Below are 13,273 nucleotides of genomic sequence, written 5' to 3'. Positions count from 1 at the left end.
ACACGAAAACGACACGACGAACACACTTTTGGGCAAACGGCCCGGCCCTGTCACAAGCGCGTCGTTATTCCCGTCAGAAAAGAACACGTGAAAAGTCAATTTTTCAGGGAAGTTAATTCATAAACGAACATCACGAACAGACCAACTCCCACAACAACAAAACAAAAGAAAGAAGAGAAGAAGAGAGAGGGGATGTCCCAAACCGGGCGGGGCGCATCCAACCGCTGCGTCAAAAGCAATCAGAAGAAGCCGAAAGTGGAAAAGCCACAAGAGGCACCGTCAGCATATCACCCGACACGACACCAGAAGCTTTTACCAAACCCAGCCAAAAGCGCAGAAACACCAAAACCAACACCATGATGGTCAACGCCCCACATCTCGTCATGCCACAGGACACGAAGACAAAGACAGGCCATGAAAGGGACCGATGACCTTTGGGCAAAACAAAACGGGACACTCCCGAAGAAGTGCCCCGCTCAAAACGGTCCACAAACCGTCACGGTTACCTGTCAGACCACAACACGCGCTTTCCCTTCACGGCAAGCCGGGCAAGAGGGCGCCCATGAAACGACAAGCCTGCCCACTTCCCAGACTGCGGCGCCGTCAGACTTTGGCCGGACAGCAGCTGACGAATAACGTCAATGGACGGCGCATCCACAAACCGCTGCGCGTCACCGGGAAGGAGCGCGCGCAGACGGGCATCGGGCTTAAACTTCTTGCCCGCAAACTTTCCTACCGGGAAGCCCTGCCAGCGCATGGCACGCGGAATAATGCGCAGCGCGTGCTCATGCAGAAAATAGGTATTCTCCCCAAAACGGTAGACCTCTCCCGGTGGCAATCCAGCAAGGTCCGCTCCGGCCTGCGCGCACAGGTCACGTTCCGCGCGGGATAACGGGCGCCCCGGAAAGTCGCCCTTGCCGTCCGGCACAGGCGCGCGGTCTTCTCCGCCGCCTTCCTGCTTCACAAACCGGGCGAGGAAGAATCCTTGTCCGCCCTCTTGACCGCCGCCCACACGAAGAACGCCTTCAAGGTGCGCCATGGTCGGCGCGTCCACCTGAAAACCCGGAGGATGCGGCAACGGGTCCAGGGTCAGGCCCAACTCGCGGATGGCGAAATCGGCCTGGGTTTCATTTTCGCGTGCATTGGTGGTGCAGGTAGAATACATCAGCCGCCCGCCGGGCCGGAGAAGATCCACGGCGGTACGCAACAGTTCACGCTGCAGGCGTTCCAGCGGTTCGGTCTTGTCCTCGCTCCACATCTGCATGACGTTGGGATTTTTATTGACGGTGCCCCACCCCGAGCACGGCGGATCCAGCAGGATGGCATCAAAGGAGCCGGGCAACAGCGGGAGTTCCTCGCCGGGGAAGGAGCACGTGGCGGCGTTGACCGCGTTCATGCGGTGCAGGTTGCGGCGCAGGGTTTCAAGGCGCGAGCGGTTTGGCTCGTTGCCGATGACAAAGCCCTCCGGCCCCACAAGAAGCGATAAAAGACTTGTCTTTCCGCCCGGACTGGCGCACATATCCAGAATTGCCGACCCGGGGGCCGGGTCCAGATACAGGGGCGGCAACATACTGGATTTGTCCTGAATGTAGATGAGGCCAAAAGTGTTGGCGAGGCTGCCACCAAGGGGCGCTGGCTCCTCGGTAAGGTGGTAGGCCACATCGGAAAACGGCTCCGGCGCAAACCGGTAGCCCTCGGCGTGCAGGAGATCCAGCGCAAGCTGACGGTCCTGCTGGGGACAGGCCAAGCGGAAGGTCCGTTTGGCGTCCGTGGTGGGAATGGTGGTTGATTCTGCCATGGTGTGTGTTGTCGAGGGTTGATGTACGGCTTTCAAAGCCTCGGAACCTACGGACTGCGCGCCCAAAGCGCAAGCGCAAGGTGGGGGCCACCGGGTGGTCCGCGCCCATGTTCTGCATGGACAAAGTTAGATTTTGCGTCCTTACGCAGAAGGTGCTACACAGGTCTTCCTTTCCGAACTGGAAATGAAGACCATACTGAACGACACCATCGTGCGGAGGCGGGGCCGGCTTGGCCCGCAGTCCGCGCTTTTGCAATCTTTTCTTTCAAGGAGCTGAAATTCATGGGTTGTGTGCGTTATCTGGCGACCCTTCTCATGGCGGTAGCCATCCTCCTGCCCGGGCAGGCTATGGCTGCGGAACTGGCCAAGACCTTTGCGGTCCTTCCCTTCGCCATCAATGGTCCCGACAAGTACCAGTACCTGAGCCGTGGCATTCAGGACATGATGATTTCCCGCCTCAGCTGGGAAGACCATCTTGAACCCATGAGCAAGGACGACGTCGCCGCCAAGGTGAACAGCGCTCCCGATTCCGACGCAGCCGCCGCCAAGGCCCTTGGCGCCCTTGGTGCAGACTACCTCGTCTGGGGCAGTGTGACCATGGTTGGCGAGCAGTGCAGCGTGGACGTGCGCGTGTCCCACAACGACGGCGCCGCCTGGCCGCAGAGCGTGCAGACCGACATCGGCGGCCTGATTCCCGCCCTTGAAGGCATGGCCGGCGACATCAACGACCGCATCTTCAAGCGCCCGGCTCCCGCGCCTCAGGCGGCCCAGCAGCCCGTGAACCGCATGAACCCCGAGCTCATTTTCAACGAGCGCAAGGACGGACAGCAGTTCTACCTGAATCCGCAGTTCCGCTACTCCGGCGGTTCCGATACACCCGGACGCTGGAGAAGCCCCCGCCTTGGCTTTACCGCTCAGGGCATGGTTGCCGGTGACCCCGACGGCGACGGCCAGAATGAAATGCTGTTCATCAGCAAGAACACCCTGTCCGTATACCGTTACGACCGCGGCCGCCTGCGCCTGCTGGCCGAGGTGACCCCCTCGCGCCGCATTGAACTCCTGAACGTGAACCTCATCGATACCGATAGGGACGGCGTGCAGGAAATTGTGGTCTCCGGCGTGTACGAGCACGACCTCGACTCCGCCATGAGCCGCAACGGGCGCAATACCCCCAATTCCTACATCTACCACTTCGACGGTCAGGCCCTGAAGCCTGTGGCCGAAGATCTGCCCTATTTCATGCACGTGGTGCGCATGCCGCCCACGTTCTCCCCCGTGCTTATCGGCCAGAAGGCCGGCCGCCTGCGGACCTTTGACTCCCCCATCCACGAAATGGTGCGCATGGGCGGCGAGTTCCAGCTGGGCAAGCGCGTGGCCGTGCCTGAAAAGGCCAACGTCTTCAACATCGCCTACCTGCCCACCAAAGACGGCCACAAGCTGCTGCTGGTGAACAAGCAGGACCAGATTGAAGTGTACACGCCCAGCAACGAACTGCAGTACACGTCTCTGGATCAGTTTGCCGGTTCGCAGCTGGGCTTTGAACTGCCGGATACCCTGAGCGGCCTCGGCACCGCCCGCGACCAGTACACCAACATGTACTACATCCCCCTGCGCCTTGTTCCCACCAATCTTGATGGCAACGATAGCTGGGAGATTTTGGTCAACAAGAACATCTCCGTGGCCGCGCAGTTCTTCGAGCGCTACCGCTTCTTCCCCAACGGCGAAATCCACTCCCTGTTCTGGGACGGTGTGGGTCTGAGCCTGTCGTGGAAGACGCGCCGCATCAAGGGCACCGTGTGCGACTACGGTCTGGCCGACATCAACAACGACGGCGTGCGCGACCTGTACGTCGCCCTGAACACCTACCCCGGCCACTCCGGCCTTGGTCAGCGCAAGGCCATGGTGATCAGCTACCCCCTCGACCAGACCAAAATGGATCCGGCCACCCCGGTGGAGCGCGAGCAGTAAGCCGCCTCCCGCCATATGGCACCCATCAGCCCCCGCAGCACATGCCGCGGGGGCTGTTTTTGTTTCCCAGCGTGCCGCGGGGGAATATTGCCCGGACGGTTTTCCTTAGCGTGCTGGGCGTGGTATGGTGGGCGGAAATATGTGTCATGCATAGCAGGGAGTGTGCCCGTGCGCGTTGTGGTCCGGATTGTTCTTGGCATTATGGTCTGTATGGCGTTGTCGTCGCCAGTTTTGGCGGAGCCTCTCCGCCTGCGCTATGCCAATTCGCCCCCGGCCTCCACGTTCCCGTGTATCCAGATGGAGCGCTGGGCCGATGAGGTGGAGCGGCGCACCAAGGGCGCTGTGGAAATAGAGACCTACCCCGGAGCGACCCTTGCCGGCGCCGGGGATATGCAGCAGGCTGTGGCCGCAGGGAAGGCCGATATCGGGTGCATCTCCCTCCCCTTTGCCCAGCAGAAGACGCCGGTGTGCACCCTGTTTGAAGAGCCCCTTGGATTCACCTCCGCCACGGTGGCCTGTGCGACGTTTTGGGATATGTTCCAGCGCTATTCACCGGCCCAGTTTCAGTCCGTGAAGGTGCTCACGGTGTTCACCTCCGGGCCCAGTTGCCTGATGAGCAAGGTGCCCGTGCGGGGCCTTGCGGACTTTGAGGGCCTTGAAGTGCGCGCCATTGGCAACGGCCTTGATATTATCCGCCGCCTTGGTGGGGTGCCGGTCTCCCTGCCCATGTCCATGACCGGCGACGCCCTGCACAAGGGCACGGTCAAGGGCGTGCTGTCCTCGCTGGATGTGCTCATGGATATGAATTTTGCCGAGTATTGCCGATATCAGGTGGCGCTGAACCTGCACGTGTATCCCTTTGTCGTGGTCATGAACCGCGCGGTATGGGAAAGCCTGCCGCAGGCGGTGCAGCAGGTGATGGAAGACCTCTCGCGCGAGCATGCGGTGTGGACCGGGCAGTACGTGGACGCCCATACCCGCAAGGCCGTAAGCTGGGCGGTGAAGCGCCATCAGGTGCAGTTTCTTGTGTGGCCGGAAGCCGACCTGCGCGATACCCGTGTGAATTTGGACGTTGGCGTTACCCGGTGGATGAGCCGCGCCCGCGACGCCGGATACCCCGCCAGCCAAATGGTGCGCGATGTGGTCCACTTCAAGGCCAAAAACCGCAAGCGCTATGGCGCGTACATCCCCTCTTTTCCTTGAGGCGCAGTTGCGCTAAGACCGCCCCATGCCACCCGTACAGCATCTTGACGTGTCCGACGCCGAATCCGGGCAGAAGCTTCTGCAGTTTCTCCAGCGCCGTTTGGGGAATGTGCCCCGCTCTCTTCTTATGCGCCTTGTGCGCAAGGGGCAGGTGCGCGTTGATGGGGGCCGCAAAAAGCCCTTTGACCGCGTGAGCGCCGGGCAGGTGGTGCGCGTGCCGCCCATCCGCCTTGATGATGCTCCAGCCCCCTCAGTTGCCGGGCCTGCGCTGCCTGTGGCGTACGATGAGGGCGGCGTCTTGGTCATCGTCAAACCCGCCGGCCTGCCTGTGCAGCCCGGCACCGGACATGCCGACGCCGTCACCGAGCGCCTCAAGGCGCAGTATGCGGGCGCGGCGTTTACTCCCACTCCCGCCCATCGCCTTGACCGCGACACCTCGGGCCTGCTGGCCTGCGGTGCAACCTATGCGGCCCTGAGGCACCTTCAGGAGGCTTTTCAGAGTCATACGCTGGGGAAATACTATTTGTGCTGGACAGAGGGCGCCTGCGCGGCGGGAACGCGCCTAACCATGCGCGACACCATGGAGCGCAGCGGCGCGCCCGGGCGCGAGAAGGTGCGCACCGGTACGGGCAAGGACGCCCACGCCCGCGCCCTGTCGCTGTACACCGATGGCGCGGCGACGCTGTTTTGCGTGCGGCTGTTCACCGGGCGTATGCACCAAATTCGCGTGCAGCTTGCCGGGCGCGGCTATCCCCTTGTGGGGGACGGCAAATACGGTACATCCCGGGGCAACCAGCGCATGCTGCTGCATGCCTGGGCTTTAGCGTGGGATGAGACCTTTGTGCGCCGCGACCCGGACTGGGCCGGACGCTTTGCCGTTGGCGGCCACATGCCGGATGATGTACGCGAGCTTGATGTGTAGAGGACGGACCATGCAGGAGCGAAAAGGGAGACCTTTCGCGGGCGATGGCGCGTGACGGCTTGGCCGGGCGCGCCTTATTTTTTGCCGAGGCCGCTGGCGCGGTCAAAGTGGCCGCTGACGGCGGCGGTGAAGGTGACGGGCAGGCGCTCTGGCACCGGGCGGCCGGCGTTGGCGGGATGGGCGTACAGGCGTAGTGTGCCGCCCTCCTCCACGCGCACGCGGAAGTCTGTCCAGCCTTCGCGGGTTAGGCGGTCCTCCAGCGCGCCAAGGCGGTCCAGAAGCGCTGGTGTTGGCCGCACGCCGTAGGGAAACCGCGTGAGCAGGCAGGGCCGCGCGGGCTGGTCCGGGTGCGGGAGGTTCAGGGCGCGCGCCAGCGTGTGGATGTCGTCCTTGGTGATGCCTGCTTCGGCAAAGGGACTGCGCACGCCCAGTTCGGCAAGGGCGCGCAGGCCCGGACGGTATTCGCCGTGGTCACTGGCGTTGGTGCCGTCAAGGAGTGCTCCCTTGGGGGCGGCGCTCCGCGCGGCGGTAAACAGGTGGTGTTTGCAGTGGTAGCAGCGCTCAGGACCGTTGTCCGCCACACCTGGAACGCGCAGTGGGTCCACGGTGATGATATGAAACGGCAGCCCAAGGTCCTCCAGCCACGCGCGGGCGGCGGCGGATTCATCGGGCGTCAGGTGGGGGCCGGAGATATGCAGGCAGGTCATGGCCGCGCCAAGGTGCTTGGCCACATGGGAGAGCAGGCGGCTGTCCAGCCCCCCGGACACCGCAATGGTGCCCGGGGCGGCCGAACGGATATGCGTCAGGAGCGCCTGCGCTTTGGCACGCAGGCGCCCCGGAACGTCGTCTAGGAGGAGGGAATCTCTTCCTGCGCTTCGGTGAGCTGGAATGTTCCGTCTTCGATCCATTTTTTGAGCTCGTTCGCCACTTCAAGGGAGCGGCTGTAGCTGGTCAGGGGGACGGTCTGCACGGTTTTGCCGTTGAGTTCAATCTCGCCGCTGACCAGTTCCGAGAACTTGGCGTGCTTGAGAATGCGCGGCAGGCCGTTGGGGTAGTCGTACCCGTAGTCCCTGATGGGCATATCAATATCGTCGTCACTGACGCCGGTGAACCATGCCATGTCCTCGTTGAGGATGGGGATGGGAATGCCAACGCCAAGGGCCAGCGAGCAGCCGTAGCCGGTGATGGAAACGCCGCGCACGTAGCGGGCGTCCATGCTCTTGAGGTCGCCCTTGAGCATAAGGGTTCCTGCGCCGGTCATGGGGATGCCGCGTTCGTTGCGCTTGGGCGCGGCGTCGTGCTGGGTGCCCGCGCCAAGAACATAGCCCACGCCGCCGCCGATGAAGATGCGCGTGCCAAGGCCGATGGTCTTGAGGTACGGGTCGTTGAACAGCGGGCTCAGTTGGCCTGCGGTGGCGTAGTTGGCGTTGCGCCCGCCCGGCTTGAGCGGCCCCATGTAGGTGTAGATGAGGCGGCTGGTCAGGTTCACCGCGCAGTTGTAGTTCTGGTAGCAGTTGCGCGGGTTAAGCAGTTCGGCAAAGGGCAGGTCCGCCAGCGTGATGTTTTTATCCAGCTCGCGGCGGGGGTAGCAGTCCGTGCCGTAGGCCGTGGCGCGCAGGTGGACGGCCTTGCCGCGGACAAGGTCTTCGATGACGTGGCCGCCGCCGTACTTGAACTGGCCGGGATAGACCTTGTTCAGCGGGTCGTCCTCGGTGGGCTCGGTGGCGCCGAGGTAGGAATCCACCGCCGCCAGACCGCCGTAGCAGGGCACGTCGTTCAGCCAGACGTTGGACGTGCGCATGGTGGGCGGATTTTTCTGGCCGATATTAAACAGCAGACCACTGGAACACATGGGCGAGAAGGTGCCGGTGGTTACGACGTCCACTTCTTTGGCCGCGGCGACTTTCCCCTTCTTGCGCACCACGTCCACCATCTCCTCTGCATTGAGGACGACGGCCTTGCCTTTGCGAATCTTTTCGTTGATTTCCTTAAGCGTCTTGTTCACTTCATGAGAGTGACTCATTGGGCTTCTCCTATGCTGAAAAATCACGTAAGCGGCAATCGTGGCCGATTCTGAAATGGAAGGCAATGCAAATTTGTGTGCAAAAGCGCGGGAAGCCGCTTGGATACTAGGTTTTTCCTTGGCTTTGGCGGTGTTTTGCGGTATAACGGCCCATACTTTTTCGAAGCAGCGAACACGTCCGCAACACACCGATTTTTCTCTCTTTTTTAACACACTTTGTTGTGGACTTTTTTCCCTCGCAAAGACCGGACACCAATGGATTCCGAATTGAAGAACATTTTGCGCGATCATCTGCTGAAAAACCACTCCGCGGATGAGCTCCGGCGCTGGTACGACCCCTTGCGACTCACGATGAACAGCGAGCAGACAGAGCTGTCCGTGGTCTTTCCCCACGCCTTTTTTTCGCAGTGGTTCGCAGGGAGTCATCAGGAGCGTTTTGAGCAGGAACTGCATGCGTTCTTTGCCGCGCCCGTGCGTCTGCGCTACGGGACCAACGGCAGTTCGGCCAAGGCGGCGCAGACCCCTGCCGCCGGCGAGGACGACGTGCGCACGCTGGATTACCCCTTCGGGCGCGAATTCGCGTTTTCCAGCTTTGTGCAGAACAACAAAAACGCCTTCCCCATCATCTCCGCGCGGGAGGTGGCCAAACAGACGGACCCAACGTTTAATCCGTTCATCGTCTGCGGCCCCAGCGGCTCGGGCAAGACGCACCTGCTCAAGGCCATGGCCAACGAGCTGGCCCGCAATCATGGGCGCGAGAACGTCTTCTTCGGCTCCGTCGAGGATCTGCTCCACCTCTACGAAGGCGAATGCGGCGGCGACGCCATGAAGGCCCGGGCGCAGGTGTGCGGCTATACCTTCCTGCTGGTGGACGACCTGCACCTCCTCAAGGGCCACAGGGACTTCCAGAGTGAGATCCTGACCCTGTTCGACAGCTTCTACGACGCCCGCAAGCAGATGGTGTTTGGGTGCCTTGGCAACCTGCCCTCCTACGACTTCCTTGACCCCAAGCTCAAGTCGCGGCTGGAGTGGGGGCTTATCGTCGCGCTGGCGGAGCCGGACCTTGAAGTGCGCATTGCCTGTGTGGAGCGCTTTTGTCGTCAGAAACAGCTGGGCCTGTCGCGCGAGCGGCAGCTCACCGTGGCGCAGCGCTTTACGGATTTGCGGTTTTTGCAGGGCGTGCTTTTAAAGCTCTACGCGTACAAGGAATTCGTCAGTACGGAGTTTTCGGACAGTGATTTTGACCGCATCATCGCCCAGTCGGACGATGGCGCGCGCGGGGACGTGGACCCGCAAACCATTCTTGACGTGGTGGCGGCCTTTTATGGCCTGAGCCTGAGCGACCTGAAGGGCGCAAGGCGGCACCACAACATCGTGCGGGCGCGGCAGGTGGCCATGTACCTGAGCCGCGACATCCTGCAGACCTCCTACCCCGCCCTTGGGCGGCAGTTTGGAGGGCGCGACCATTCCACGGCGCTGTACGCCGTGAAGAAGGTGCGCACCCTCATGGCCGAAGACGTGCACTTCAAGGACCAGGTCGAGACACTGCGAAAGCGCTGTCTCGCGGACGACTAACGGTCGTGGTCATGCACAATATACCAGCCCGACAGCGGGCCGGACGGAAGATTACGAGTGGCTGCCGCACAGTTTGCGGCCGCGATATTTGTTTCAGTTTTCACGCAAGGAGAAGACGATGTTTCTGAAGGTGTTCCGGGATGACATCATCGAAGGCCTGCAGAAGTCGGCAAGCATCATTCCCGCCAAGACCGGCGCGGCATTTTTGAGAACCATTTGGCTGAAGGTGGACGGCGGCGCCCTGCGCATTATGTCCACGGACTCCAATTTGGAATTTTGCGGCACCTATACGGCAGAAATCATTGAGGAAGGCCTTGTAGGCGTGCAGGGACGGTCCTTTTACGACCTCATCCGCAAGCTGCCTCCGGGACAGATTACCCTCAAGGCGGACGACGAGGGCCAGCACCTTTCCATCCAGCAGGGAAGCCGCAAATACAAGCTGCCCACCAACGAAAAAAGCTGGTTCCAGAACTTTTCGGAATTCCCCGAGGAGAACTCTGTGTTCTGGGCCGGGGATTTTCTGCAGGAACTCATCGACAAGACCGCCTACTGCATCAGCGATGAAGACACCATGGAAGCCATCGCCTGCCTGAGCCTGATGCCCGACAAGACCACGCAGCATATTGAGTCCTGCGGTCTGAACGGCCATCAGTTCGCCATGCTGCGCTTTTTGCACGACGACCTGCGCGACATGCTCCCCGACGGCGGCGTGCTCATTCAGAAAAAGTACTTGGTGGAACTGAAAAAGTGGCTCTCCGGCGACGAGATTGAGCTGAACATCGACAACAAGCGTCTTTTCTTCCGCACCGCGGACAAGAAGGAGACCTTCAGCCTGCCGTTGTCCTTCTACCAGTATCCGGACTACCACACCTTCCTCGATAAGATTGCCGAGGACGGCGTGTCCGAGATGACGGCGGACCGTCTGGAACTCATTGATGCCCTTGAGCGCATCATCATTTTCAATACCGAGAACAACCGCTGCGCGTATTTCCAGCTCGGCGGCGAACTTGTGATCTACAGTCAGGGACAGGACGTCGGAACCGCGTCCGAATCCCTCGACGTCGACTTCACGGGCGACCTGAAAAAAATTGCGTTCCCCACGCGCAACCTTATCGAAATCCTCAATCATTTCTCCTCGGATAAGGTGAACTTCAAGCTGACCGGCGCGGAAGGGCCTTGCGGCGTCTGCGGCGAGGACGATCCCGAATATCAGGTCATCATCATGCCCATGAAGATCGTGGAAGAAACGTATTACAGCGAGGAAGGCACCGAATAATGACCCAGCCCAAGCAATATAATGCGGAAAGCATCACCATTTTGGAGGGCTTGTCCGCAGTTCGAAAACGCCCAGCCATGTACATCGGTTCCACCGATGCGCGCGGCTTGCACCACTTGGTGTACGAGGTGGTGGACAACTCCATTGACGAAGCCATGGCGGGCTATTGCGATACCATCATCGTCAACCTGCACATCGACAACAGCGTCACCGTCATGGACAACGGCCGTGGTATTCCCGTGGATATGCATCCCAAGGAAAACCGCCCCGCCGTTGAAGTCGTCATGACCGTGCTCCACGCCGGTGGCAAGTTTGATAACGACTCCTACAAGGTTTCCGGCGGCCTGCACGGCGTTGGCGTCTCCTGCGTGAACGCCCTGGCCGAGTATTTGGAAGTCACCGTCCGCCGCGACGGCAAAAAGTGGTTCCAGAAGTACGAGCGCGGTGTTCCGGCAACCCAGCTGAAGAACATTGACGACGCTGTGGACTCCGGCACCATGATCCGCTTCCGCCCGGACGAAGAGATTTTCGAGACGAACCAGTTCCAGTACGACGTGCTGCGTAAGCGCTTTGAGGAACTGGCGTACCTCAATCCCGGCCTGACCATCGACTTCCGCGACGAGCGCACCCAGCGCAGCGACGTGTTCAAGTTCGACGGCGGCATTGGACAGTTCGTGGCCGACCTCAACTCCGGCTCCACGGGCATCCACCAGACGATTTCCGCTTCTGCGGAAGTGGAGAGCATCTCCATCGACTTTGGCATGCAGTACAACACCTCCTACAAGGAAGTGATGCTGACCTTTGCCAATAACATCCGCACCAAGGAAGGCGGCACGCACCTGATGGGCTTCAAGTCCGCTCTGACGCGCGCCATCAACGCCTATATCCAGAACTCGGACCTGCCCAAAAAGCTCAAGGCCAAGCTCTCCGGCGACGACGTGCGCGAAGGCTTGACCGCTGTGGTCAGTGTGAAGCTGCCCGCGCCGCAGTTTGAAGGCCAGACCAAGACCAAACTTGGCAACTCCGAGGTCTCCGGCCTTGTGTCCGGCATGGTGTACGACAAGCTGAACACCTTCTTTGTGGAGAATCCCAAGGACGCCCGCGCCATCATCGAAAAGGTGGTGGACGCCCACCGCGCCCGTGAAGCCGCGCGAAAGGCCAAAGACCTTGTGCGACGCAAGGGCGCGCTGTCGGACAACTCCCTCCCCGGCAAGCTGGCGGACTGCCAGACCAAGAAGCCCGAGGAGTCCGAGCTGTTTATCGTTGAGGGCGACTCCGCCGGCGGCTCTGCCAAGCAGGGACGCGACCCCCGCATTCAGGCCATCCTGCCCTTGCGCGGCAAGATTCTGAACGTGGAGCGCACCCGCTTTGACAAGATGCTTGGCAACAAGGAAATCAAGGCCCTTATCACCGCCATGGGCGCTGGTATCGGTCAGGGTGAGGACGAGATTGAACTGGACAAGCTGCGCTACCACAAAATCGTCATCATGACTGACGCCGACGTGGACGGCGCGCACATCCGGACGCTGCTGCTCACCTTCTTCTTCCGCCACTATCCGCAGCTTATCGAGCATGGCTATCTCTACATCGCCCAGCCTCCGCTCTTCCGCGTGCACAAGGGCAAGTTTGAGAAGTACATCAAGGATGAGGGCGAATACGCCGGCTACCTGCTGGAGCGCATCGCCGGCGATATCGAAGTGCACTCCATGGGCTGCGACGAGCCGCGCGTGTTCCGCACCGCGACGTTGGTGCGCTTGATGAACAAGATTAACTTCCTGCGCGACAAGACCCTTGAGGCCGAACAGCTCGGCATTGGCGAGGACCTGTTCCACAAGCTGCTCGCCTTTGACGTGAAGCTGACCCCCGCCTCCCTCGACAACGGCGAGTTTGAGACGCTGAAGGCCTACATCGGCGAGCGCGGCTACTCTGCCGAGTTGGAACTCTCCGACGATGGGCTGGAAAGCCGCCGCTATGTCATCTTTGACAACGGCAAGGGCCACCGCACGCGCATTGGCGTGGAGTTCTTCAACTCCAAAATCTTCAAGCAGAGCTATGACCGCTTCGCCGCCGTCATGGACCAGTGCGGTTCCCATGACTTCCAGCTGGTCAAAAAGGACACCACGGACACCATCTCCGGCATCTTCAACCTGCTGGACGCCGTGTTTGCCGAGGCGCACAAGGGCATCAACATCCAGCGCTATAAGGGCCTGGGTGAAATGAACCCCGAACAGCTGTGGGAAACCACCATGAACCCCGAGCAGCGTACCATGCTGCAGGTCACCGTGGACGACGCCGCCGAGGCGGACGAGCTGTTCTCGGACCTGATGGGCGATCAGGTGGAGCCGCGCCGCCAGTTTATTGAGCGCAACGCACTGGCTGTAGGCGACTTGGACATCTAAGGCCACGCCCTGCGCATTTGCGCGGCATGGCCATGACACACCTGCCCGGCGCACCTTGCGCCGCCGCAGGGATGACAGTTTTTCGGCAGGACCGCCCGCCCCGCTTTGG

Annotated in this window: 9 protein-coding genes; 6 read left to right on the top strand and 3 right to left on the bottom strand. The window is 61.0% G+C overall.

Going from position 1 to position 13,273, the window contains the following annotated elements; translation table 11 throughout:
* Positions 1 to 502 precede the first annotated feature (502 nt).
* Positions 503 to 1,798 carry an NOL1/NOP2/SUN domain family protein gene (locus ACYQ2T_RS09575; protein WP_459900196.1) on the bottom strand — a complete coding sequence of 432 codons (1,296 nt, stop codon included), beginning with the start codon at positions 1,796 to 1,798 and terminating at the stop codon, positions 503 to 505.
* A gap of 282 nt (positions 1,799 to 2,080) precedes the next feature.
* Here ACYQ2T_RS09575 and ACYQ2T_RS09570 point away from each other — a divergent pair, with 282 nt between their 5' ends.
* From ACYQ2T_RS09570 to ACYQ2T_RS09560, 3 genes are all read left to right on the top strand, one after another.
* Entirely contained in the window at positions 2,081 to 3,766 is a 1,686-nt protein-coding gene (locus tag ACYQ2T_RS09570) for an FG-GAP-like repeat-containing protein (RefSeq protein ID WP_459900195.1), read from the top strand.
* A 168-nt stretch (positions 3,767 to 3,934) separates the two neighbouring features.
* Entirely contained in the window at positions 3,935 to 4,969 is a 1,035-nt protein-coding gene (gene dctP, locus ACYQ2T_RS09565) for a TRAP transporter substrate-binding protein DctP (RefSeq protein ID WP_459900194.1), read from the top strand.
* Between the two features lie 25 nt (positions 4,970 to 4,994).
* The gene (locus ACYQ2T_RS09560) at positions 4,995 to 5,891 is read left to right on the top strand and encodes an RluA family pseudouridine synthase (protein WP_459900192.1); all 897 of its coding nucleotides are present in this window, start codon (positions 4,995 to 4,997) and stop codon (positions 5,889 to 5,891) included.
* 74 nt (positions 5,892 to 5,965) lie between these two features.
* On the opposite strand, the gene larE is transcribed toward ACYQ2T_RS09560, so the two are convergent.
* Together larE and ACYQ2T_RS09550 are read right to left on the bottom strand one after the other, a co-directional pair.
* Positions 5,966 to 6,799, bottom strand: coding sequence for an ATP-dependent sacrificial sulfur transferase LarE (larE, locus tag ACYQ2T_RS09555; protein WP_459900190.1), 834 nt, complete (start codon positions 6,797 to 6,799; stop codon positions 5,966 to 5,968).
* Positions 6,739 to 7,914: a homocysteine biosynthesis protein gene (locus ACYQ2T_RS09550; protein WP_459900188.1), complete on the bottom strand. Its 1,176-nt coding sequence runs from the start codon at positions 7,912 to 7,914 to the stop codon at positions 6,739 to 6,741. Before ACYQ2T_RS09550 ends, larE begins: the two co-directional genes overlap by 61 nt.
* Before the next feature lie 255 nt (positions 7,915 to 8,169).
* Between ACYQ2T_RS09550 and ACYQ2T_RS09545 the strand changes: the two genes are divergently transcribed.
* The 3 genes from ACYQ2T_RS09545 to gyrB all read left to right on the top strand — a co-directional run bounded on the left by ACYQ2T_RS09545 (position 8,170) and on the right by gyrB (position 13,164).
* Positions 8,170 to 9,489: a DnaA ATPase domain-containing protein gene (locus ACYQ2T_RS09545; RefSeq protein WP_459900186.1), complete on the top strand. Its 1,320-nt coding sequence runs from the start codon at positions 8,170 to 8,172 to the stop codon at positions 9,487 to 9,489.
* Positions 9,490 to 9,607: 118 nt separating this feature from the next.
* The gene (gene dnaN, locus ACYQ2T_RS09540) at positions 9,608 to 10,765 is read left to right on the top strand and encodes a DNA polymerase III subunit beta (RefSeq protein WP_404844032.1); all 1,158 of its coding nucleotides are present in this window, start codon (positions 9,608 to 9,610) and stop codon (positions 10,763 to 10,765) included.
* A complete protein-coding gene (gene gyrB, locus ACYQ2T_RS09535) occupies positions 10,765 to 13,164 on the top strand; it encodes a DNA topoisomerase (ATP-hydrolyzing) subunit B (protein WP_459900184.1) in 2,400 nt (799 codons plus the stop codon). Before dnaN ends, gyrB begins: the two co-directional genes overlap by 1 nt.
* The last annotated feature ends 109 nt before the right edge of the window (positions 13,165 to 13,273 follow it).

The sequence above is a fragment of the Desulfobaculum senezii genome (assembly GCF_054657395.1).
Note: the sequence above shows the minus strand (reverse complement) of the source record. Positions and strands in the feature narration are given on the sequence as shown.